This is a genomic window from Sanguibacter sp. 25GB23B1, assembly GCF_040012415.1.
Taxonomy (GTDB): Bacteria; Actinomycetota; Actinomycetes; order Actinomycetales; family Cellulomonadaceae; genus Sanguibacter.
Genome location: NZ_JBDYKL010000035.1, coordinates 20182 through 42973 on the forward strand (window position 1 = coordinate 20182; position 22792 = coordinate 42973).

The window sequence follows — 22792 nt, forward strand, 5'->3', positions numbered from 1 at the left end:
ATCTCGTGAGGCATCCTTGAGAGGTGACACCGGACCGCGCCGCCGTGCGCCGACCCACCATCCTCGACGTCGCAGCGCGTGCCGGGGTCTCCAAGTCGGCGGTCTCGCTCGCCCTCCGCGGCAGCGCCGGCATCGGGGACGAGACCCGCGCACGGATCCTCGCGTGCGCCGAGGAGATCGGATACCGCAGCAACCGCCTCGCCCGCGCGCTCGTCGAGGGGCGCAGCGCCCTCGTCGGCGTCGTCCTCAACGACCTCTCCAACCCGTACCACACCGAGATCGTCGCGGGCATCGAGGACGGTGCCACCGCCATGGGGGCGACCACCCTCCTCACCCACGGTCAGCGTGACCCCCACCGCACCGAGCTCCAGGTCGACATGCTCCTCGGGCTCAACGTCGAGGGTCTCGTGCTCGTCGGCTCACGCATCCCCGTGGCGGCGCTCGAACGCCTCGGTCGGACGCTCCCGACGATCGTCATCGGTCGCCTGGAGGCGCCCGTCCCCGGCGTCGACACCATCGCGAACGACGACCAGGCGGGCGCAGAGCTCGCGGTGCGCCACCTGGCGGCTCTCGGCCACACGCACATCGCCCACGTGAGCGCCTCGCTGCGGCCCGCGGCACGGTCCCGACGAGAGGCGTACCTCTCGACGATGGAGCGCCTCGGGCTCGGACCGCACGCGACCGTCCACGCGCGCGAGCGCGTCGACGGTGAGGACGAAGACCTCGACGCCGTCGCCCGTCGAGCGGTCACCGACCCCCGCACCACCGCCGTGTTCGCGTCCAACGACGTCGCCGCGCTCGCCGTCATGGATGCCGCGTCCGCGTCGGGCGCCTCCCTCCCGGACGACCTGTCCGTCGTGGGCTACGACAACTCGACGATCTCCCGGATCGTCCGGCCGCGGCTGACGAGCGTCGACCAGCCGCGGCCCCTCATGGGGACGCTCGCCGCCGAGATGCTCGCCGAGCGCCTGGCCGGACGGACCACGGACCGCCACGAGGTGCTGCTGCCCACCCTCGTGGTCCGCGGGTCGACGGCGGCCCCGCGGTCAGCCGGCCCTCGCTCGGGGGGACCGTCGGGCCGGGACGGTCAGGCCCTGCCCGCCGACGCAGGCATGGCCGATCCCTCGGACGGCTGGACCACGACGAAGCCCGGCCCGTAGAACGAGTACTGGACGGCCTCGCCGGACCCCCCACGGAGCATCGACTTGACGTTCATGCTGTTGACGACGCTCGGCGTGAGGTTCGCGGACCAGCACACGGCGGCATCGGTGTCGACGAACACCGGCTGCTGGGAGCAGTCGAGGATGAGCGGCGGACCGTCGGACGTGAGCGCGACCGTCCCGTGTCCGCCGATGACCGTGTTGAAGAGCCCGCCACCCAGGATGCCTGCCCCCTTGGTGCGGTGGACGTCCCACGTGAGGTTCGCGTCGAACGCGAGGATCGAGCCGCCGCCCACGCTGATGCCCTCACCCTCGAGGAGGAGCGTGAAGATCGTGCTCGCCGCGCGGGCGAAGTACACCTCGCCCTGACCGGCGACGCGCATGAGCGGCTGGTCCTCGGACGTCACGACGCGCTTCATGAGCTTCGCCATGCTGCCCGCACCCTCGTGGTGGAAGGTGATCGTCCCCGTGTAGGCGACCATGACCCCTTTCGCGGCGAGCACGTCAGGTCCGAGCGCGACCTTGAGCATCTTGCTGCTCTGGAGGGTGTAGCGCTCGCCCGTGTGGACGGCGTTGTGGACCTGGTTGAAGAGTTCGCTTCGCATGGGCACGAGTATGCCCGTGGGAGTCGCGTCGAGAGGCTCGCGTCTCAGAGCTTCGTGACCGGCGCGAACCGCAGGAGCAACCGCTTCTGGCCGTCTGCACCGAAGTCGATCTTCGCGACCGCCTTGGCCCCGGCTCCCTCGACCGCCACGACCGTGCCGAGACCGAAGGAGTCGTGCGTGACACGGTCCCCGACCGCGAGGCTGGGGATGTCCGCGTCGGCCTTGCCGGAGCCCGAGCCGAAGCTCGGGCTCGCCGGCTCGGCCTGCCTCTTCCACGCGGGGATCGTCGGGGTCGACGAGCGCCCGCGCGGCGCACCGCTGCCGATGGGTGCGCCGAAGTCGTCGTCGTCGGACGAGCGGCGCCGCGCCCCGGAGCCGTAGCCTCCTGAGCCGTAGCCGCCGGTGTAGCCGCCGGGGCCGCGCAGGACGGACATGCTCGACTCGCGCCGACGCCAGTCCCACAGCTCGTCGGGGATCTCGTCGAGGAAGCGGCTCGGCGGGAACTCGTTCGGTGTCCCCCACGCCGAGCGGACGGCGGAGCGGGAGATGTAGAGCCGCTCCCGTGCGCGGGTGATCCCGACGTAGGCGAGGCGGCGCTCCTCGGCGAGCTCGACCTCGTCGTGCATCGAGCGCATGTGCGGGAACGTGCCGTCCTCCATGCCGGTGAGGAAGACGACCGGGAACTCGAGGCCCTTCGCGGTGTGCAGCGTCATGAGCGTCACGACACCGGGGTCGACCTTCGGAGCACCTTCGTGACCTTCGTCGTCGCTCGACGGGATCTGGTCGGAGTCCGCGACGAGCGAGACACGCTCGAGGAAGTCGGTGAGCGTCCCCTCCGGCTCGGACTCCTCGAACTCGCTCGCCACCGCGTGCAGCTCGGCGAGGTTCTCCACCCGGGTGCCGTCCTGGGGGTCGTCGCTGTCGCGCAGGTCGGCCAGGTACCCGGAGCGGTCGAGGACCTCACCGAGGACGGTCGCCGGGCCCGCTCCCGTCTCGGCGAGCTCGCGCAACCCGTACATGAGGTCACGGAAGGCGCGCAGCGGGTTGAGCGAGCGGGTGGTGAGGCCGGGGATGTCCTCGACGTGGTCGAGCGCCTCGCCGAACGACGACCGGTTGCGCTCCGCCTGGGCGACGACCATCGCCTCGGCGCGGTCGCCGAGCCCGCGCTTGGGCACGTTGAGCACGCGGCGCAGGCTGACGTCGTCGTCCGGGTTCGCGACCGCGCGCAGGTACGCGATGACGTCCTTGATCTCCTTGCGCTCGTAGAAGCGCGTGCCGCCGACGACCTTGTAGGGCAGGCCCACCCGGATGAGCACCTCTTCGAGCGCTCGCGACTGGGCGTTGGCGCGGTAGAAGATCGCGACGTCGCCCGGCCGCACGCCGTCGCTGTCCCCGAGGCGGTCGATCTCCTGGGCGATGAACCGCGCTTCCTCGTGCTCGTTGTCGGCGACGTAGCCGATGATCTTCGCGCCGTCGCCGGCGTCCGTCCACAGGCGCTTGGCCTTGCGGTCCGGGTTGCGGGAGATGACCGCGTTGGCCGCAGAGAGGATGTTCTGGGTCGAGCGGTAGTTCTGCTCGAGCAGGATCGTCCGCGCGCTCGGGTAGTCGGCCTCGAACTCGAGGATGTTGCGGATCGTCGCCCCGCGGAACGCGTAGATCGACTGGTCCGCGTCGCCGACGACCGTGAGCTCGGCCGTGTGCGAGTCGCCCGTCGCGCCCGCGAGCTCTCGGACGAGCGTGTACTGGGCGTGGTTCGTGTCCTGGTACTCGTCGACGAGGACGTGGCGGAACCGGCGCCGGTAGTGCTCGGCGACCGCCGGGTGCTCCTGGAGCAGCTGGACCGTCGTCATGATGAGGTCGTCGAAGTCGAGCGCGTGGGCCTGGCGGAGGCGGGCCTGGTAGCGCGCGTAGACGGTCGACAGCACCCCGTCGAACTCGTTCGCGGTCGACCCCGACGGGTCCGCGGCCCCGGACTCGAGCGCGTACCGCTCCGGAGAGATCAGCTCGTCCTTGAGAGCCGAGATCTTGTGGCTCAGCTGCTTGGCCGGGTACTTCTTCGGGTCGAGGTCGAGCTCGCGCAGGACCATCGTCAGCAACCGCTGCGAGTCCGCCGAGTCGTAGATGGAGAAGCTCTGCCGCATCCCGAGGGCGGCAGCCTCGCGGCGCAGGATCCGCACGCACGCAGAGTGGAAGGTCGAGACCCACATCCGGCCCGCGGCCGGACCGACGAGGGCGGAGACGCGCTCGCGCATCTCCGCGGCGGCCTTGTTCGTGAACGTGATCGCGAGGATCTCGGCCGGCCGCGCCCGACCTGTCGCGAGGAGGTACGCGATGCGGTGGGTGAGGACCCGTGTCTTGCCCGAGCCAGCACCGGCGACGATGAGCAGCGGCCCGCCGCTGTGCACCACGGCCTCGCGCTGCTCGGTGTTGAGCCCCTCGACGAGCGCCGCCGTCCGGTCCGCACCGGCCGCGCGCACGTCCTGCGCGGAGTCCTCCCACGCGGCTGTCTGCGCAGCGGACGCCTGCGTGGACGCGCGGGCGCCCGACAGCGGTCGCGCCGCTCCGTCGTCCGCTGGGCCCGGAGCGGGGGCAGCGGAGTCGGGCGCGCCGAAGGAGGCGTTGAAACCGGGGAGGTGATCGAAGAGCGATGTCATAGCGGGACAAGCCTAGGCCGGGCCGCCCACACCGCTCACCACCGACCTACCGGGTGAACGCCGCGACAGCCGTCTGGAGCTTGTCCGAGGTCTCGGCGAGCTCGCGTGCAGCCTCGCGGATCGTCCCGATCTCCCGGGCGGTCGTCCGCGACGCGTCCTCGACGCCCTGGAGCGTCACGGCGATGCTCCGACCGCCGTCGGCGACCGACGCCATCGTCTGCGCCATCGTGTTCGTCGTGGCCGTCTGCTCCTCGACCGCACCGGCGATGGTCACCTGGAAGTCGTTGATCCGGCCGATGATGTCGGAGATCTGCGTGATCTCGCCCGCTGCCTGCTCGACGGCGGTCTGGATGGCCACGACCTGCTCGGAGATCCCGTCGGTGGCGCGCGCGGTCTCCTGGGCGAGGTCCTTCACCTCGCTCGCGACGACCGCGAAGCCCTTGCCTGCGTCCCCGGCACGGGCGGCCTCGATCGTCGCGTTGAGGGCGAGGAGGTTGGTCTGTGCAGCGATCGACGTGATGACCTTCACCACGCTGCTGATCTGCGCCGAGGACTCGCCGAGCGCGCTCACCGTCCGGTTGGTCGCGTCCGCCGCGCGGACCGCGTCGGAGGCGATGCGGGCGGCAGAGTGCGCGTTCTGCGCGATCTCGGCGATCGAGGCACCCATCTCGCTCGCACCCGACGCGACGGAGTCGATGCCGGACGACACCTCGCCCGCGGCGCCCGCGACCGCGACGGTCTGCGCGGCCGAGGAGTCCGCCGCCGCGGCGATGCCGTCGCCGCTCTCGATGAGCCGCGACGCCGCGGTCGCGAGCTGGTCGGCCACCATCGTGACCTCCGCCGCGACGGAGGACGACCGGTCGAGCATGACGTTGAGCGAGACCGCGAGGTGCTCGAGCTCCGTCCGACCGCGGCCTTCGTCGAGCCGTGCGTTGAGGTCGCCCGCTGCGAGGACGTCGGCGGCGCGACGGATGGGACGCACGATCGAGCGGGCGATCCCGATGCAGGCACCGGCGGACAGGACCATGATCGCGGCGGCGGCCAGGAGGAGCTTGCCCGCGTCGGCGAGCGCGGCACCCTGGACGTCGTCGACGTAGACACCGGAACCGATGATCCAGCCCCACGGCTCGTAGCCCTTGACGAACGAGACCTTGGGCTGCGGGTCCTCGGCGCCCGGCTTCGGCCACTGGTAGGAGACCATCCCGGCGCCGTCGGCCTCGACGACCTCGACCATCTCGACGAAGAGCAGCTTGCCGTCGGGGTCGGCGTTCTGCGACAGGTCGGTGCCGTCGAGCTCAGGCTTCATGGGGTGCATGATCATCGTCGGGCTCGTGTCGTTGATCCAGAAGTACTCCTCGCCGGAGTAGCGCAGGTCCCGGACGGCGGCGATCGCGGCGTCCTGCGCCTCGGTCTCCGTCATGCTCCCGGACTGGGCCTGTGCGCCGAAGTACTCGATGACGCCGGACGCGGTCTCGACGACCGTGCGTGTCGCGTCCTGTCTCTCGGACATGATGCGGTCGCGGACGATGACGGACGCGACGAGGGACAGGATCCCCATGCCGACGGCGGACAGGACGACGATGACCACGAGACGGGTCATGATCGACGTGGAGCTCAGGCGTGACATCAGTGGCACTCGCAGATCTCTGAGGGACGGTGTGCGCACCTCATCGGCCAGGACGCGACCATGATGAGTGTCACGTCACGAGCAACCCCACCACCCACGCGCCGGTGGCGACGAGCGCGCCGGCGAGCTCGACGACGATCGTGATGCCGGTGGCGGCGAGCGCCGCCTTCGTCGAGGTCCACGCGAGGCGCTGGTCGCGGCGCCGGGAGAGCTCGGCGAGGTAGACGCCTCCGACGAAGCCGAGGGGCAGACCGACGACGGGGACGACGAAGAACCCGACGATCCCGAGCACTCCCCCGACGACGAGGGTGGACCCGGGCACCTCGGCGTTCTTGAGGTGCCGCCCGGCGAGCACGTACTTGACGATCGCGGCCGCGACGACGGCGGCGAAGCCGACGCTGAAGACCACCCACGCGACGGCGCCGCCGGTGAACGCGGCCCACACCCCCACGGCGGCGAGGACGATGATGCTCCCCGGGATGATCTGCGTGACGGCACCGAAGAGTCCGACGAGGATGGCGAGCCCGACGAGGAGCTCGAGGAGACCGTCCATCTAGACGAGCACCGCGACGACGACGTTGACGAGGGTGAGCCCGCCGATCGCGTGCTTGACCCAGGGGGCGACGTCGGTCCCCTTGCGGCGTGCGAGGACGGCGAGGACGGTGACGGCGAGGGCGACGAGGAGCTTGACGGCGACCTTGGTCGTGTCGGGGTCGCGCACGTCGTCGGACGCGCTGGCGATGCCGACCATGAGGATGCCGGCGACGAGGGCGGTGAGCGCGCCGTGCAGGGTGCCGCGGTAGACGCCGGGGTCCTTGAGGGTGGCGAACCAGCCGCCGAGCACGATGGCCCAGCCGACGAGGTGGAGGACGAGGAGGAGGTCGTACAGGATGTCCATGTGCCGATCGTAGGGAGTCGGGGCGGTGGTCGGCGATGCGAAGGCTCGTGCGGCGGACCTGCGCCGGCACCGCGGGCATGCTGTCAGGTCGTCCGGCCGGGACCTTCGTCTCACGATGCAGAACGAGAGTCCGCTATGCGGACAGTCTCGACAGTGCCTCGACCCACGCCGTACCTTCGTCGCTATGACCACCACGTGGAGCGCCCCGGCAGTGACACCTCGTCACGCCCTGCCGACCCGTGGTTCCAGCAGCACCTGTTGCTGTTGTTGACACGCGCCTGACCTGACGCCCCGCACACAGCCGGGAGCGACATCCAGACCAGGGCGCGCGAGATCAGCCGCCCGGTCGAGAGATCTCTCCGACGAGCAGGCCGATCCTCGTGCCATCGAAGACTCCACGAGGACACCATGACGCCTTCCCAGGCCACCACGGCCGCGCGCTCTGCCGACGAACCCAGCACCACCGCACGCCCCGCGCGGCCCGCTCGCGCTGCCCGCCCGAACGGGCAGTGGAAGGTCGACGGCACCGCTCCGCTCAACGGCAACGAGGTGTGGAAGCAGGAGGACGGCGGCCTGAGCGTCCGCGAGCGCATCGAGACGATCTACTCCAAGGAGGGCTTCGACTCGATCACCGGAGACGACCTCCACGGACGTTTCCGCTGGTGGGGTCTCTACACGCAGCGCAAGCCGGGCATCGACGGCGGGAAGACGGCCACCCTCGAGCCGCACGAGCTCGAGGACCGCTACTTCATGCTCCGCGTCCGGATCGACGGCGGCGGGCTCACCACCGAGCAGCTGCGCGTCATCGCCGAGATCTCGACCGAGTTCGGTCGCGACACCGCAGACATCACCGACCGTCAGAACATCCAGCTCCACTGGATCGAGGTCGAGGCCGTCCCCGAGATCTGGCGCCGCCTCGAGGCCGTGGGCCTCCAGACGACCGAGGCCTGCGGCGACGTCCCCCGCGTGGTCCTCGGCAGCCCGGTCGCCGGCATCGCCAAGGACGAGCTCATCGACCCCCGCCCGGTCATCGAGGAGATCACGCGCCGGTACATCGGCATCCCCGAGCTCGCGAACCTCCCCCGCAAGTTCAAGACCGCGATCACCGGCCACCCGAGCCAGGACGTCGTCCACGAGATCAACGACGTCGCGTTCGTCGCGCTCGAGCACCCCGAGCTGGGTATCGGCTACGACCTCTGGGTCGCCGGTGGCCTGAGCGCGAACCCGCGCCTCGGCGAGCGGCTCGGCGCGTTCGTCACCCAGGAGCAGGCGCCCGACGTGTGGCACGGCGTCGTCCAGATCTTCCGCGACTACGGCTACCGCCGCCTGCGCAACAAGGCCCGCCTGAAGTTCCTCCTCGCCGACTGGGGCACCGAGAAGTTCCGGCAGATCCTCGAGGACGAGTACCTCGGCTACCAGCTCCCCGACGGCCCGCCCGCGCCCAAGCCGCCGTCCCCCGGCGACCACGTCGGTGTCCACGAGCAGCGGGACGGCAAGTTCTACGTCGGCGCCGCGCCGTACGTCGGCCGTGTGTCCGGGACCATCCTCTCGGGGGTCGCGGACCTCGCCGAGTCGGTGGGCTCCCAGCGCGTGCGCCTCACCCCGCACCAGAAGCTCCTCGTGCTCGACGTCCCGCCCGCGGACGTCCGGACGGTCGTCACCGGCCTGCGCGCGCTGAGCCTCGAGGCGGAGCCCAGCGCCTTCCGCCGGAACACCATCGCGTGCACCGGCATCGAGTACTGCAAGCTGGCGATCGTCGACACGAAGGACACCGCGCGCGCCACGATCGACGACCTCGAGACGCGGCTCGGCGACACCACGCGCCTCAAGCCGATCACGCTGCACGTCAACGGGTGCCCCAACTCGTGCGCGCGCATCCAGACGGCCGACATCGGCCTCAAGGGTCAGCTCGTGACGAACGACGCGGGCGAGCAGGAGCCGGGCTTCCAGGTCCACCTCGGTGGCGGGCTCGCCAACCAGGACCGCGAGCTCGCGGGCATGGGCCGCACCGTGCGCGGGCTCAAGGTCACAGCTGCGAACCTCACCGACTACGTCGAGCGCGTCGTGCGCCGCTACGAGTCGGACAAGACCGGCGACGAGACCTTCGCCGAGTGGTCCCACCGCGCCGACGAGGAGGCACTCCAGTGAGCCAGTCCACCGACGCCAGCCCTCTCGCGGCGCTCCGCGCCGTCGCGAAGGCTCGGACCGAGCAGCGTGACGCGGCGAAGTCCGCCCACGCGCAGCGTCGCGCGCTCGACGCCCGGCCGAAGCGCGACCCCGAGGTGCTCCGCGCGATCGCCGAGCGTGGCCAGGTCGAGCTCGGAGGCTCCGGGATCGGCGCCGACGACGAGGCCACCGCAGAGGAGGTCATCGCCTGGGCCGTGCGTGAGTTCGGCGACTCGATCGCGGTCGCGTGCTCGATGGCCGACGCGGTCCTGCCCCACGTCGTCGCGGCGCTCGCCCCCTGGGTCGACGTCCTCTTCCTCGACACCGGCTACCACTTCGCCGAGACCCGCGGGACGCGGGACGCGGTCGAGCAGCAGATGGACGTCACCATCGTCGACGTCCTCCCCCGGCTCACCGTCCCCGAGCAGGACGCAGAGCATGGCAAGGATCTCTTCGCCCGTGACCCCGGTGCCTGCTGCGCGATGCGCAAGGTCGAGCCGCTGCACCGCACGCTCCAGGGCTACGAGCTCTGGGTCACCGGCGTGCGCCGCGACGAGGCTCCGACCCGAGCCACCACGCCGCTCGTCACGTGGGACGAGAAGAACGGGCTCGTGAAGATCAACCCGCTCGCCGCCTGGTCCTACGACGACCTGCTCGCGTACGCCGCGCAGCACCAGGTCATCCTCAACCCCCTGCTGGGCGACGGCTACCCCTCCATCGGGTGCGCTCCCTGCACCAACCGCGTCGCCCCCGGCGAAGACCCCCGCTCCGGCCGCTGGGCCGGACTCGACAAGACCGAATGTGGGCTCCACGTATGACGATCACCGAGACCGAAGACGTCGCGCTCGTCGCGCCCGGTACGCCGCCGCGAGCGGAGCGTCGCCTGAGCCAGCTCGACTGGCTCGAGAGCGAGTCGATCCACATCATCCGCGAGGTCGTCGCCGAGTTCGAGCGTCCCGTGCTGCTCTTCAGCGGCGGCAAGGACTCCGTCGTCATGCTCCACCTCGCCGTCAAGGCGTTCTGGCCGGCGCCGGTCCCCTTCCCCGTCATGCACGTCGACACGGGGCACAACTTCCCCGAGGTCCTCGCGTTCCGCGACGCGACCGTCGAGAAGCTGGGCCTGCGGCTCGAGGTCGCCAGCGTGCAGGACTACCTCGACGACGGTCGGCTCGCCGAGCGTGCCGACGGCACCCGCAACCCGCTGCAGACGCTCCCGCTGCTCGACGCGATCGCCGGGCACAAGTTCGACGCGGTGTTCGGCGGAGCGCGTCGCGACGAGGAGAAGGCTCGCGCCAAGGAGCGCGTCATCTCGCTGCGCGACGAGTTCGGCCAGTGGGACCCTCGCAACCAGCGTCCCGAGCTGTGGAACCTCTACAACGGCCGCCACCGCCCCGGCGAGCACGTGCGCGCCTTCCCCATCTCCAACTGGACCGAGCTCGACATCTGGCGCTACATCGAGCGCGAGAGCATCGAGCTGCCGAGCCTCTACTACGCGCACGACCGCGAGGTCTTCGAGCGCGACGGCATGCTCCTCGCCGTCGGCCCGTACTCCCAGCCGCGTGAGACCGAGCCGGTCTTCACCCAGCAGGTGCGCTACCGCACCGTGGGCGACATGTCCTGCACCGGCGCCGTCGAGTCCGACGCCGTCGACGTCGCCCACGTCATCACCGAGGTCGCCGCCACCCGCATCACCGAGCGCGGCGCCACCCGCGCCGACGACCGCATCTCCGAGGCCGCCATGGAAGACCGCAAGAAAGAGGGGTACTTCTAATGAGCGCTCAGACACTCAGCACCGAGACCACGCTCCTGCGCCTCGCTACCGCCGGCTCGGTCGACGACGGCAAGTCGACCCTCGTCGGTCGCCTCCTCTTCGACTCCAAGTCCGTGCTCGCCGACCAGCTCGACGCGGTCGAGCGGGTCAGTCGCGACCGCGGTCTCGAGACGACCGACCTCGCGCTGCTCACCGACGGCCTCCGGGCCGAGCGGGAGCAGGGCATCACGATCGACGTCGCCTACCGCTACTTCGCCACCGCACGACGCTCGTTCATCCTCGCCGACTGCCCCGGGCACGTGCAGTACACGCGCAACACGGTCACGGGCGCCTCGACGGCCGACGTCGTCGTGCTGCTCATCGACGCCCGCAAGGGGCTCCTCGAACAGACCCGCCGCCACCTGGCCGTCACGTCGCTGCTCCGCGTGGCCCACGTCGTGGTCGCCGTGAACAAGATCGACCTCGTCGGCTACTCCGAGGAGCGGTACCGTGAGCTCGCCGCCGAGATCACGCAGACCGGTGCAGACCTCGGCGTCGCCGACCTGCGCACCATCCCCGTGTCCGCGCTCGAGGGCGCGAACGTCGTCGACCGCTCCGCGAAGACACCCTGGTACACCGGGCCGAGCCTCCTCGAACTGCTCGAGGAGCTTCCCCAGGCCGACGAGCCGAGCGACGAGTCGTTCCGCTTCCCCGTCCAGACGGTCATCCGTCCCCAGGGGGCGGCGCGCGACCCGAAGCACGTCGACTACCGCGGGTACGCCGGCCAGATCGCCGCCGGCGTGGTCCGCGTCGGTGACGCCGTCGTCGTCCTGCCGTCCGGGAAGCGGTCCGTCGTCGCCGGGATCGACACGGCCGACGGCGAGCTCGCCGAGGCGTTCGCACCCCAGTCCGTCACGCTGCGCCTCACCGACGAGATCGACATCACGCGTGGCGACCTCATCGCCACCGCAGCGGACGCCCCCGTGCCGACGCAGGACGTCGAGGGCACGGTCGCGTGGCTCGCCGAGCGACCGCTCGTCCCCGGGGCGCGCGTGCTCCTCAAGCACACGACGAAGACGGTCCAGGCCGTCGTCCGGGACGTCGTCGGGAAGCTCGACCTCGACACGGCGACCCTCGAGCCGGCAGAACGCCTCGAGCTCAACGACATCGGCCGCGTGACGCTGCGGCTCGCGTCGCCGATCGCCGCCGAGGAGTACCTCGTCTCGCGCCGCACCGGCGCGTTCCTCCTCATCGACGCAGCAGACGGTGGCACGCTCGCCGCCGGCATGGTCGGCGACGCGCTGGCCGCGGCGATCACGCCCGAGGACCGTCCCGCGCAGTACACGATCTGACCGCCATGCCTCCGCCCACCTCCCGGTTCGCCGGCATCGTCCGCCGCTCCGCGGCCGCGCTGCTGGTCCCGGCGGTGGCGCTGGGTCTCGCCGCGTGCGCAACCACCGGGCGGCCCGCGAACGCGGCTGTCTTCACCGACCAGGGACCGGCCGACGAGGTCCGCGTCGGGTACTTCGCCAACATCACGCACGCCCCCGCGCTCGTCGCGGACGTCGAGGGCTACTTCGCCGACGCGCTCGGCCCGGACGTCGAGATCACCATCTCGACGTTCAACGCCGGGCCGGCCGCGATCGAGGCGCTGCGCGGTGGGTCCATCGACATCGCCTACCTCGGTCCCAACCCGGCGATCACCGGGTACGTCACGACGAACGGCAGCCTCCTGCGGATCATCGCGGGGGCCGCGTCCGGCGGCGCCCAGCTCGTCGTGGACCCGTCCATCACCGAGGTGGCCGACCTCGCCGGCACCCAGATCGCGACGCCGCAGCGGGGCGGCACCCAGGACGTCGCCGCCCGGGCGTTCCTCGAGGAGAACGGACTGAGCACCGACCTCACGGGCGGCGGGGACGTCGCGCTCGTGCCGACGACGAACGCGCAGACGCTGCAGCTCTTCGCCGACGGCCAGATCGACGGGGCCTGGCTCCCGGAGCCGTGGGCGTCGCGCCTCGTCCTCGAGGCCGGCGCCGAGGTGCTCGTCGACGAGAAGGACCTGTGGCCCGGCGGGGAGTTCGTCACGACGAACGTCGTGGCCACCCAGGAGTTCCTCGGCGAGCACCCGGACACCGTGAGCGCCGTGCTCGAGGCCCACGTCGACGCGGTCGGCTGGATCACGGAGCACCCCGACGAGGCCGCGGCGGTCGTCAACGACGCCCTCGTCGAGAAGGCCGGCAAGGCGCTCCGGGAGGACGTCCTCGACCGCTCGTTCGCGGCGCTGACCTTCACCACCGACCCGCTCGCCGGGACGCTCGACGACCTCTTCACCGACGGCCTCGACGCCGGGACGACCCAGCTTCCCCTCGGGATCCCGCAGGACGGCGCGCTCGACGGCGTGTACGACCTCCGCCTCCTCAACGCAGTGCTCGACAGCCACGGCCAGCCGCTCGTGGACTCCGCCGGACTCGGCAAGGAATGAACGACATGAGCATCACCACCACACCTCGTGCGACCGCCGAGCCGGCCTCTTCCGGCGCGGCCGGCGTCGCCGCGCCACGCAGCGCGGTCGAGATCGCGGGCGTGAGCAAGCGCTTCGCCGACGACGGTCCGCTCGTCCTCGACGGGATCGATCTCACCATCCAGCCCGGTGAGTTCGTCTGCCTCCTCGGCGCCTCCGGCTGCGGCAAGTCGACGCTCCTCAACATCATGGCCGGTCTCGAGCGGCCCAGCGCCGGCACGGTGGACGTCATCGGGGAGGGCGCAGCGCTCATGTTCCAGGAGGCCGCCCTCTTCCCCTGGCTCACCGCCGGGCAGAACGTCGACCTCGCGCTCAAGCTGCGCGGCGTCCCCAAGCGGGTTCGCAGCGGTCGCGTGGGCGAGCTCCTCGACCTCGTCCACCTCGGCGGCGCGGCGGACAAGCGCGTCCACGAGCTCTCCGGGGGGATGCGCTCGCGCGTCGCCCTCGCCCGCGCCCTCGCCCAGGAGCGCGACGTCCTCCTCATGGACGAGCCCTTCGCGGCGCTCGACGCCATCACGCGCGACCTCCTCCACGACGAGCTCGAGCGCGTCTGGCAGGCCACCGGGCGGACCGTCGTGTTCATCACCCACAACGTCCGCGAGGCCGTCCGTCTCGGCCAGCGGGTCCTGCTCATGTCGAGCCGTCCCGGACGCATCGTCCGCGAGTGGGAGGTCGACGTCACCGGCGAGCGGAGCATCTCCGCCCCCGAGGTCGCCCGCCTCGCCCACGAGATCACCGACAAGCTGCGCGAGGAGATCCGCCGCCATGCCGTCTAGCACCGTGGTCCCGTCCGCGACCCCACCGTCCTCGTCCTCGAAGGACGACAACCTCTCCTCTCTCGAGGCGGGCCTCGACGCCCTCCAGACCTCGACCAAGACGCGCACCAAGGGCACCCGCAAGGCCCTGCGCGCCCTCCTCCCCCTGGCCATCTCGGTCACCGTCCTCCTGCTCGTGTGGGAGGTCGCGTTCCGGCTCGGCCCGCAGGACGTCACGCGCTTCCCGCCGCCCGCCCTCGTCGGCTTGACGTTCCTGCGCCTCTGGGAGGACGCCACGGTCGTCGAGGCTCTCGTCACGAGCGTCGAGCGCGGTGTCGTCGGGTTCCTCCTCGCGGCGCTCATCGGCACGCCGCTCGGCATCGTCGTCGCCCGTGTGCGGTGGATCCGCTCGTCGTTCGGGCCGCTCATCACCGGCCTGCAGGTGCTGCCGTCCGTCGCGTGGGTGCCGGCAGCCGTCATCTGGTTCGGCCTGAGCGACGTGACGATCTACTCGGTCATCCTCCTCGGTGCCGTCCCGTCCATCATCAACGGGATCGTCGCGGGCGTGGACCAGGTGCCGCCGCTCTACAAGCGTGTCGGCCTCGTCCTCGGCGCGAACCCGGTCGAGCTCGTCCGTCACGTCATCCTGCCCGCCGCCCTGCCCGGGTATCTCGCCGGGCTCAAGCAGGGCTGGGCGTTCTCGTGGCGCTCCCTCATGGCCGCCGAGCTCATCGCCGTCGGCGGCGACATCGGCTTCGGGCTCGGCCAGCTCCTCCAGCAGGGCCGCGACCTCGGCGACATGTCCCGGATCTTCGTCGGGATCATCCTCATCCTCGTCGTCGGGATCGCCGTCGAGCTCCTGTTCTTCGCCCCGGTCGAGCGCGCGGTCATGCGCCGGCGCGGGCTCGCGGTGGACGCCGACAGGTGACCTTCCACATCCCAGCGCCAGAGCCTGAACGGCAAGGTCAGACCGATCCCACCATCGCACTCCCGACTCACCCAGCGTTGGCCCGTGCGAGGTGTGTGGAGTTGATGATCGCGCCGTTGTAGCGGTAGGTGGCAGACCGGCCCGAGGTGCGCAGGACAAGACTCGTGTCGAGATTCAAGCCCTTTCGACGTCGACGACGCGAACGGTGATCCCGTAGCGGTCCGCGAAGCCGTCGAACGAGCCGAAAGACTGCGGTCACAGGCCGCAGAAGAGCGTGCGCGAGCGGAGAAGGACACCGCTAGAGGCCGGTCGCTGGTGGCTGAAGCTGATCGGATCGACCAGACAGCCGAACGAGAGGCCAACGAATCCTCTCCCGAGGGCACAATCGAGCCGGAGGCGGAGAGGCTGCGCGCCGACGCGGTGCGTGAGGAAGCCCGCGACTCCTATGACAGCGCGGAGAGGCGCGAGACGATGGCCCACGACCTCGAGTCTCGCGGGATCGACAGCGACGTCGTCGCTGCCCGTGTTCGCGCTGACATTGGCCAGGGGCGACCGGCGACCGAGGTGACGAAGGGCCGCGCGGGCGGTGCGAAGAAGGCCCGGCGATCGCGCGGCCGCGGGACACAGATCCAGCACTCTGACTTGAACAAGTAGGGGGCTCGAGTGACAGCGGGGCCGCGGAGCGGTTCCAGAGGACACACCCTCGTACCAAGCGGCTGGCGAAAGGGCGCGCCGCCCTGTGCTCCGGAGAGGTGCGAGATCGACACGGAAATCTTGTCTGCATTGGCAGGCCGGCCCGAGGGCGAGCACCAGATCGATGTGGCCGTTGGGCCGTGGACTCGATCACGTCGAGTTCGACGCCGTGTGCTTGCTGCGTGGCAGGTGGAGCTCGTGTCAGGCTCGTTGAGCTGCGATTCGGAGCCAGTCCCAGAACCTCTGCGAGTCGAGCTCCTGTAGACGGTGGCGCGCAGCAAAAGCATCGACGTCGATCAGGTGGTCCTTGACTTCAACCAGGCCATAAGTCGGGATCGATCCCCGCGATTCAAGGATCTCGTGCGAGTAGCCCACGACCATCCCATCGATGTCGATGTTCGTGTGGAACTTGGGGTCCTCGGTGCTCAGTCCCATGAGCACATGACGCTGGAAGGACACGTTCTTCTTACCCCACGTGAAGAACTCCCAGTACAGATTCGGGTGCCGCTCGATCATGACCTCACCGAGGAACAACGCCGTGTCATGGCACACCGAGTACCACTCGGACAGCGGGAAGCCTGGATTCTCCGGATCAGCTTCGATGTGGGCAACGATCCAATCGTTGAGATCCTGGACAGCCGCGTCATCGCTTCCGAGCACCACACCGCTGGCAGCAACGAGTCGCCCGAGCATCTCGATGCGAGCATGCCGGGCCTCCATACGCTCCTCGAACAACCTCCGCGCCTCGATTCGAGGAAGATGACTCGGCGAACCAGGGCCGATGGGCTCGTAGGTCTCGTAGGTCTCGTAACCGTTCCAGTCGATACTCATGGCACAAGACTCCAATTGATACCCGCCTTGTTCAAGGCAGCGGCCAGTGGTGCGGTCGGGCCGATCTGACCCGTGACCCCACTACGCATGAACATCCACTCGATGCTGCGGACCTGGCCGCTCTGCAGAAGCAACGAGTCCTTGGCGATCTGAGACGTGGTCATGGTCGTAAGCGACGTACGTCCTACCTTCGTCTCGATGCCCATACGGGTCACAGTCAGGACGTCGAGTCGCCGTACTCCAGCAGACGTCGTGAAGGTCTGCTCGATTTGCGACCCAGGGAATCTTGCAGCGATGGCATCGCGCCCAGCGTTGCCGGCAGCCTGGTTCGCCGCGATCCCGGTTGGCACCGAGGCGCCCGGCTTGCGCGCCAGGCCGGCTCCGGCACGGACGGTTCCACCTGCGAGTGTGGCTGCTCCCGCGACACTCAGCGTTGTGTGGGCGAAGCTCCTCCCGGCTTCTGTCGCACAACCTGCCTTAATAGCATCAATGGTTGCGGCACCGTTCACGAGGATGTGGTAACCCGGGTTGTAGAACATGGCCGCTTGATAGAGGCCACCTTCATCCATGTCGGCGTTCCACTGGGCACTGAGTGCTTCGGCCGTCTCTTCGGTATGGCGAACTACCCCCCACAGCCCGGTGGCTGTGTCCCCGACACCGAGTGCGATGCCCGTGCTGAAACCCACGAAGCGACGCCCAGCCGTCGCGAAGCTGTCCCCGATCGCACTCCCAATCTCGCTCCAGTCGGGCCAGAGCCCGCTCGGGTCGGTGGCGATCATGGGATTCCCGAAGCCGTAGGTGTAGCCGTTGGCGTAGGGAGAGCCATGGGGGATGGTGATCGGGTCGCTGGCTGTGAAGCGGCCGGTCTGTGCGGAGTAGTCGCGGGCTCGTACGTTGTACAGGCCGGTGCGGGCGTCGAGGTACTGGCCGTGGAAGCCCAGTGACTGGTCGATCATCGAGCCGCTCGCTGGGGCAATCGGGGTCCCGAAGGCTCCAAGCGTTTGGCTTCCGGCGACGGTCGCGCTTCCAGCGGGGACGGAGTCTGAGACGTTCTTGAAGGGGTCGCTGAGCAACCACGAGGTCTCTGTGGTGTTTGTCCATGCCAGGGGCGTGCCGGTGCTCGAGGTGGGGTCGGGTAGCCATGTGGAGGTCATGGCACCGTTCTGGTCGTACTCGGCTAGTCGGGTGGTGATGCCGGTGATGTCGTCCCAGGCCCAGGTCGCCTCGGTTGCGTCGTTGTACGTTCGCGAGGTGCGGTTGCCTTGCGCGTCGTGGGTGTATCCCACTGTGTTGCCGTCTTCGAGGACGACTGAGTCGGTCTCCCCGGCGAGGTTGACGTCGAACGTGCGTGTCCCCGCGCTGGTCTGGGAGGTGAGGAGGTTGCCGTTCAGATCCCACGTGTCGGTCGCGGTGACGGTGCCGGCGACCTGCTGGGTGAGCAGTTGGTCGGCGGTGTCGTAGGCGTAGTCCGTCACGACCGACGCTCCGCCGCCGGCGGGTCGGACGTTCTGCGAGGTGCGGTTGCCTACCTTGTCGTAATAGAACGCTGTCTTGGCGGACGTGCTGGTGCAGGTCGCGCCTCGCAGTACCTGGCACTCGGAAGTGATGCGGTTGATCTTGTCGTAGGAGTACAGGGTTGTCTTCGTTGATGCGGGCGTCGTGTCCACTGCGGCCCGTGAAGCGGTGACTGTTGAGGGGTTGCCCCGGACATCTCGGACGATCCCGTAGGAGCTCAGGGGCGTGCCTGCGGCGCTGTGGGTGAGCGACTCGAGCTGGCCTGCTGCGTCATAGGTGCTGGTGCTCGTGTTGATCACTGCGCCGTTGCGGGTCACCGATGTCAACAGACCGGCTGGATCATGCTGGTAGGACACCGGACCAACGGCGCCCACCCCAGACGGGGTGATGGTGGTGAGCTGTCCGAGGCTGTTGTAGCTGTACGCCTCGGATTGACCGGTCGGCCACGACGCGCCCGCGAGGCGGCCGGTGGAGGTGTAGGCGTAGTTCGAGGTCCCTCCGCCGGGTCCGGTTCGCTCGGTCGATGTCTTTCGACCTGCAGCGTCGTAGGCGAAGGTGGCCGTGGCGAGCGTCGTGGTGTCTTGGACGCGGGAGGCGGCCTGGGGGCGGCCGGCGGGTGTGTAGGTGTACTGGAAGGACGGGGTGCCGTCGCTGAAGGTGGATGACGTGACGCGTCCGACCTCGTCGTAGTCGTACGTGATCTGCCCGTCCGTGCTCACGGTGCTCGTGGCTGTGCCTGAGGGCTTCGTGATGGTCGAGACGTTCCCGACGGCGTCGTAGGCGGTCGAGGTGACGCGACCCAGCGGGTCCGTCTGTGAGATGAGGGATCCGGCTGCGTCGTAGGCGTAGAGGGTCGATCGTCCTAGCTGGTCCACCCGCTTGGTGACCTGTCCGTACCCGTCGTACGCGAACTGCGTCCGCGCGCCGTTGGGTTCGGTGATGGTGACCGGCAGACCCAGTGCGTTGTACGCCGTGGATGTGGTGAAGCCCGCAGGATCTGTGACCGACAGGGGGCGCGCGGCCAGGTCATAGCTGGTCGAGACCGTGCGGCCCAAGGGGTCCGTCGTTGCGGCGAGCCGGCCGTCGGCGTCGTAGGTTCTCGTGGTGGTGAACGCCGCTGGGTCCGCGCCTGGAACGTTGCCGCGCGGGTCCACCGTCGTGGTCGTGAAGCCGTCGAGGTCGTAGCCGAAGGTGGTGCGGTCGCTCCAGTAGTTCGGGATGTAGTTGCTCGTCGAGCGTTCGGTCACGATCTCGGTGAGCTGGCCGGCGGCGTCGTAGGAGCGCTCGGCGTAGACGCCGTCGGAGTCGTACGTGCCTCTCACGCGGCCGACGGGGTCGTAGTTGGTCTCGGAGTACCCGAAGGCATCATGGACGCTCGTGACATCGCCGCGACGGTTGTAGCTCGTGGAGACCGTCACCCCGTCTGGGTCGGTCACGGATGTCTGTCGACCGATGACGTCGTAGGTGTATGTCGTGATGGCGCCGGACGGGTCCGTCGTGGCGATCACCTGACCGAGGTCGTCGTAGGTCGTCGTGGCGACCTGGCCGAGGGCGTCGGTGACAGAGATCGGACGACCGGTGTCGTCGTAGGCGTAGGAGGTGACGGCTCCGAGCGCATCGGTGGTGGTTGCCACCCGTCCGGCCTTGTCGTAGGAGGTCGATGTCGTTCGGCCCGAGGAGTGCCTCACCTTGAGGAGTCGGTCGGCCTTGTCGTAGGTGTACCGGACCACCCGGCCCAGGGGGTTGGTGGTCGACGTCAGGCGGCCATCGAGGTCGTAGGCGTTCTTGGTGATCGCGCCGAGCGGATCGGTTGACGTCAGCAGGCGGCCCGCTGCGTCGTAGGTGAAGGACGTGACGGCGCCGGACGGGCTCGTCGTCGAGGTGACGCGGTGCTGGGCGTCGTAGGTGCTCGTGGTCACCCGCCCGCCAGGGGAGGTCGTCGAGACCAGGTCACCGGCGGCGTCGTAGTCCATGGTCGTCGTCCGCCCCAGCGGATCGGTCACGGACGCAAGCAGGTGCGCTGGCGCGTCGTCAGAACCGGTGGTGTAGGCGTACGTCGTGACCCCACCGTTGGCGTCGGTCTCGGAGAGCAGAAGACCGGAGGTGTCGTAGGCGTAGGACGTGACATGGCCTTCGGCGTCGGTGTAGCTCGTGACCCGGTCGCCGTCGTCATAGGTCCAGGACTCGCTGTAGTGCAGCGGCGCGGAAGCGACGCGTCGTACGAGGCGGTCGCGGTCGTCGAACTCCTGACGGAACAGCTGGTTGGAGTCGTTGACCGTTCCGGCCGGGTTGTTGTCGCCGTCGTACAGGGTCTGCGTTGAGGCGCCGGAACCGTCGATCTGCTTGACGAGGTTGAGACCGTTGTAGACGTCCTGGCGAGTCTTGCCGGTCGGGTCGGTGATTGTCGCGGTCTGCGTTGAGGCGTCCCACGCGAACGTCGTCTGGAAGCCCATCTGATCGAGCTGCTTGACGATCCGGCCGGCGGAGTCGTACGTGTTGCGGGCACTGACGTTCCCGAGGGGGTCGGTGATCTTGGAGATGCCCCCGGTGCTGGCGTACGCGATCGTCGTTGTCGTCCCGTCGACGCCGGTGACTGCCGTCAGGCGCTTGTCTCCCGCAGTGGTCGTGTACGTGTAGCTGACGGTGCGGCCGTCGGAGGCCGTCGCCGAGGTGATCCGGGCATCCGTCCCGACGCCTGAGTCCCACGCCAGCTCGAGCGACTGGCCGAGGGCGTCGGTGATCGTGGTCAAGGTCCCGGCCGAGTACGCAAACGTCAGACCTTGGCCGCGCTCGTCAGCGGCCGCGACCAACAGACCGGCGGAGTCGAAGGTCATCGTCGACCCGGTCAGGTTTCGCATGACATGCGTGCCATCGGGACCGGCTGTCAGGTCGGCGGAGACTGCTGGGTCCAGGGGTGCGTAGCCGCCGTCGATCAGCGCGCCGAACCGGGACTGTGTCCCGGACCCGTCGCGGAAGACGAGCTCTCCGCTCGCGTTCTCGGTCAGGGTCGCGCCGTAGGAGTATGCCCATCCGGGCCCGAAAGGACCCGGTGCGGTGTCAAGGCTGTTGTAGGTGCGCGCGAGGTCGATCTGCTGGCCGACCCCGGCGATCGAGAGATCCTCGAAGCGCTCGATCAGGGCGCCGGTTGCGGTGTTCACCGGGTCCGCGGCGAGGGCCTGATTGGCGGTAGAACGCCCCGCCCAACAGTCACAGCCGAAGGTCTGCTCCTGGGTGAGTGGACGAGGGGCGGGGTAGCCGGAATAGCTGATCTGGAAGTACGGGGCGTACATCCGCCGCCCATCCTCTGGAGCCCAGGAATCTCTGAGTTCCCCATCGATCGCAAACCCGACCTGCAGGCCCGTCGGGCCGGTTCCCGAGATGGCCGAGCGAACAGTCTCCGTCGTATCGACGAACCACGAGGTCGATGATGGCCGGTCGGTGTTGAGAGGTGTCGTCGCATCACAGCGCGCGTCCGAAAGATCCCTACCGGTGCTGTCCGCGAGGATCGGAGAGCACAGAGCGTAAAGCTCGGGAATGACCCAGTAGTCGTATCCGGACAGCACCGCGGACGTGACCTGCCGATCGCTGAGCGCCGAGAGGTCGACTCCCGCGTATGCGAGGTAGGAACCCAGGTCAGGATCGTCAGAATCCGGGTCCCCTACCCACATCCTGCCTTCGACGGGATCAGCGAGCTGGCACGGTCCACCATCACAGGTGGTGGCTCCAGTCGGAGCAAAGGCGAGGGAGAGGCCATCGTCCTGCGTCCAGTACTCGTCGGTCCACTCGATCGCGGGATCGAGCACGACGGGGAACTCTGCCCCGGCGGCCCAGAGAGGGTCGAGGCTGAGGTCGACGGCGTATCCGTCGGGCACGACCGACACCTCTTGGTGGGAGCTCCCGGGAAGACCGGTCGCAGACTGGTCGGCCGCAGACCATGCAGCGGGCGCGGGAAGTGAGATGCCCGTTCCGAAGGCCACTGCGGATGGAAAGTCCCACGACTCGGCGTTACCTTCGACCGGGTCGCCGAGAGTGTGCCCGGGGTCTGCGATGACGAAGCGGAACGACTGTGGCGACGAGCCGTCGTGGATGACGAGGTGCTTTCCGACCCGGCCACCTTCGGTACGGAACTCGAGGTCTACGCCCGGGAAGACCTCGGCGTAGGTGACGACTCCGGAGTCGAGGGTGGGGGCGGTGACCGTCGCACCTTCCAGGCCGAACGCGATCGGTCCGCTGGTCGTGTCGATCGTCACCAGGGCCGCAGCGTCCGAACCGAAATGAACGGGGTTGACCAGACCCAGCGCCTCGAAGGGGTACGCACCGGCGCCGGCCGTGATCGTCGGATCGACTGCCGACCACCCGTCCGACGTTCGCTTGAACGCCGGCTGAGGGAAGAGATCGAGGGTTGTCTCACCGTTCTCGGTGACTGAATGACTGCTCGGAGTCCAGGACTCGACCCGCGCTTCCTCGACCGGCGCCGAGGTGGGAGTCACCGGGACGACCCCGGAGGAGTCGGCCACCGTGCCGACCGGAGCTGGGTCCGCCGTGACTGCGACGTAGGCCGCAGAAGGGGCGGCGGGCACGACCACCATCGTTCCAAGGCCGACGACGGCGACGAGGAGCCCCGTGATCGCTGGGCTGACAGGTCGCTGGGGAAAGCGACCCGTGAAGACTCTGACGCCTTGGCGCGCG

The 22792-nt window shown here is 69.4% G+C and carries 16 protein-coding genes; 9 read left to right on the forward strand and 7 right to left on the reverse strand.

Annotated elements, in window-relative coordinates; all coding sequences use genetic code 11:
- The first annotated feature begins 23 nt into the window (after positions 1-23).
- Positions 24-1160 carry a LacI family DNA-binding transcriptional regulator gene (locus ABKW26_RS16530; RefSeq protein ID WP_348595061.1) on the forward strand — a complete coding sequence of 379 codons (1137 nt, stop codon included), beginning with the start codon at positions 24-26 and terminating at the stop codon, positions 1158-1160.
- Here the strand turns inward: ABKW26_RS16530 and ABKW26_RS16535 are convergent.
- From ABKW26_RS16535 to ABKW26_RS16555, 5 genes are all read right to left on the reverse strand, one after another.
- Positions 1088-1765 (reverse strand): AIM24 family protein, encoded by a 678-nt coding sequence (locus ABKW26_RS16535; protein ID WP_348595062.1) that lies wholly within the window; start codon positions 1763-1765, stop codon positions 1088-1090. The two genes, ABKW26_RS16530 and ABKW26_RS16535, sit on opposite strands and share 73 nt — an antisense overlap.
- A gap of 44 nt (positions 1766-1809) precedes the next feature.
- Positions 1810-4419, reverse strand: coding sequence for a DNA helicase PcrA (gene pcrA, locus ABKW26_RS16540; RefSeq protein ID WP_348595064.1), 2610 nt, complete (start codon positions 4417-4419; stop codon positions 1810-1812).
- Positions 4420-4465: 46 nt separating this feature from the next.
- Positions 4466-6046, reverse strand: a complete 1581-nt coding sequence (locus tag ABKW26_RS16545) for a methyl-accepting chemotaxis protein (RefSeq protein WP_348595065.1) — start codon at positions 6044-6046, stop codon at positions 4466-4468.
- A 70-nt stretch (positions 6047-6116) separates the two neighbouring features.
- Positions 6117-6599, reverse strand: a complete 483-nt coding sequence (locus ABKW26_RS16550) for a DUF456 domain-containing protein (protein ID WP_348595067.1) — start codon at positions 6597-6599, stop codon at positions 6117-6119.
- On the reverse strand, positions 6600-6944 hold the full coding sequence (locus tag ABKW26_RS16555) for a hypothetical protein (protein WP_348595069.1): 345 nt from the start codon (positions 6942-6944) through the stop codon (positions 6600-6602).
- Between the two features lie 408 nt (positions 6945-7352).
- Between ABKW26_RS16555 and ABKW26_RS16560 the strand changes: the two genes are divergently transcribed.
- The 8 genes from ABKW26_RS16560 (at position 7353) to ABKW26_RS16595 (ending at position 15718) form a co-directional block, all read left to right on the forward strand.
- Positions 7353-9092, forward strand: coding sequence for a nitrite/sulfite reductase (locus ABKW26_RS16560; RefSeq protein ID WP_348595071.1), 1740 nt, complete (start codon positions 7353-7355; stop codon positions 9090-9092).
- Between the two features lie 146 nt (positions 9093-9238).
- Positions 9239-9928 (forward strand): phosphoadenylyl-sulfate reductase, encoded by a 690-nt coding sequence (locus tag ABKW26_RS16565; protein WP_348595101.1) that lies wholly within the window; start codon positions 9239-9241, stop codon positions 9926-9928.
- A complete protein-coding gene (cysD, locus tag ABKW26_RS16570) occupies positions 9925-10881 on the forward strand; it encodes a sulfate adenylyltransferase subunit CysD (RefSeq protein WP_348595072.1) in 957 nt (318 codons plus the stop codon). The genes ABKW26_RS16565 and cysD overlap by 4 nt, the downstream gene beginning before the upstream one ends.
- The gene (locus tag ABKW26_RS16575) at positions 10881-12212 is read left to right on the forward strand and encodes a GTP-binding protein (RefSeq protein ID WP_348595074.1); all 1332 of its coding nucleotides are present in this window, start codon (positions 10881-10883) and stop codon (positions 12210-12212) included. Before cysD ends, ABKW26_RS16575 begins: the two co-directional genes overlap by 1 nt.
- Before the next feature lie 5 nt (positions 12213-12217).
- Positions 12218-13342 (forward strand): ABC transporter substrate-binding protein, encoded by a 1125-nt coding sequence (locus tag ABKW26_RS16580; RefSeq protein WP_348595076.1) that lies wholly within the window; start codon positions 12218-12220, stop codon positions 13340-13342.
- A gap of 5 nt (positions 13343-13347) precedes the next feature.
- Positions 13348-14157, forward strand: coding sequence for an ABC transporter ATP-binding protein (locus tag ABKW26_RS16585; RefSeq protein WP_348595078.1), 810 nt, complete (start codon positions 13348-13350; stop codon positions 14155-14157).
- On the forward strand, positions 14147-15064 hold the full coding sequence (locus ABKW26_RS16590; protein WP_348595079.1) for an ABC transporter permease: 918 nt from the start codon (positions 14147-14149) through the stop codon (positions 15062-15064). The genes ABKW26_RS16585 and ABKW26_RS16590 overlap by 11 nt, the downstream gene beginning before the upstream one ends.
- A gap of 315 nt (positions 15065-15379) precedes the next feature.
- Positions 15380-15718 carry a hypothetical protein gene (locus ABKW26_RS16595; protein WP_348595081.1) on the forward strand — a complete coding sequence of 113 codons (339 nt, stop codon included), beginning with the start codon at positions 15380-15382 and terminating at the stop codon, positions 15716-15718.
- 240 nt (positions 15719-15958) lie between these two features.
- On the opposite strand, the gene ABKW26_RS16600 is transcribed toward ABKW26_RS16595, so the two are convergent.
- Both ABKW26_RS16600 and ABKW26_RS16605 read right to left on the reverse strand, forming a co-directional pair.
- Positions 15959-16588 carry a hypothetical protein gene (locus tag ABKW26_RS16600; RefSeq protein WP_348595082.1) on the reverse strand — a complete coding sequence of 210 codons (630 nt, stop codon included), beginning with the start codon at positions 16586-16588 and terminating at the stop codon, positions 15959-15961.
- A complete protein-coding gene (locus ABKW26_RS16605) occupies positions 16585-22683 on the reverse strand; it encodes a DUF6531 domain-containing protein (RefSeq protein ID WP_348595083.1) in 6099 nt (2032 codons plus the stop codon). Before ABKW26_RS16605 ends, ABKW26_RS16600 begins: the two co-directional genes overlap by 4 nt.
- Positions 22684-22792: the final 109 nt, after the last annotated feature.

Coding starts and splice junctions, on each gene's coding strand:
- ABKW26_RS16590 (WP_348595079.1), top strand. CDS start 14,147: ATGCCGTCTAGCACCGTGGTCCCGTCCGCGACCCCACCGTCCTCGTCC.
- ABKW26_RS16560 (WP_348595071.1), top strand. CDS start 7,353: ATGACGCCTTCCCAGGCCACCACGGCCGCGCGCTCTGCCGACGAACCC.
- ABKW26_RS16535 (WP_348595062.1), bottom strand. CDS start 1,765: ATGCGAAGCGAACTCTTCAACCAGGTCCACAACGCCGTCCACACGGGC.
- ABKW26_RS16585 (WP_348595078.1), top strand. CDS start 13,348: ATGAGCATCACCACCACACCTCGTGCGACCGCCGAGCCGGCCTCTTCC.
- ABKW26_RS16550 (WP_348595067.1), bottom strand. CDS start 6,599: ATGGACGGTCTCCTCGAGCTCCTCGTCGGGCTCGCCATCCTCGTCGGA.
- ABKW26_RS16600 (WP_348595082.1), bottom strand. CDS start 16,588: ATGAGTATCGACTGGAACGGTTACGAGACCTACGAGACCTACGAGCCC.
- ABKW26_RS16545 (WP_348595065.1), bottom strand. CDS start 6,046: ATGTCACGCCTGAGCTCCACGTCGATCATGACCCGTCTCGTGGTCATC.
- ABKW26_RS16580 (WP_348595076.1), top strand. CDS start 12,218: ATGCCTCCGCCCACCTCCCGGTTCGCCGGCATCGTCCGCCGCTCCGCG.
- pcrA (WP_348595064.1), bottom strand. CDS start 4,419: ATGACATCGCTCTTCGATCACCTCCCCGGTTTCAACGCCTCCTTCGGC.
- ABKW26_RS16555 (WP_348595069.1), bottom strand. CDS start 6,944: ATGGACATCCTGTACGACCTCCTCCTCGTCCTCCACCTCGTCGGCTGG.
- cysD (WP_348595072.1), top strand. CDS start 9,925: ATGACGATCACCGAGACCGAAGACGTCGCGCTCGTCGCGCCCGGTACG.
- ABKW26_RS16575 (WP_348595074.1), top strand. CDS start 10,881: ATGAGCGCTCAGACACTCAGCACCGAGACCACGCTCCTGCGCCTCGCT.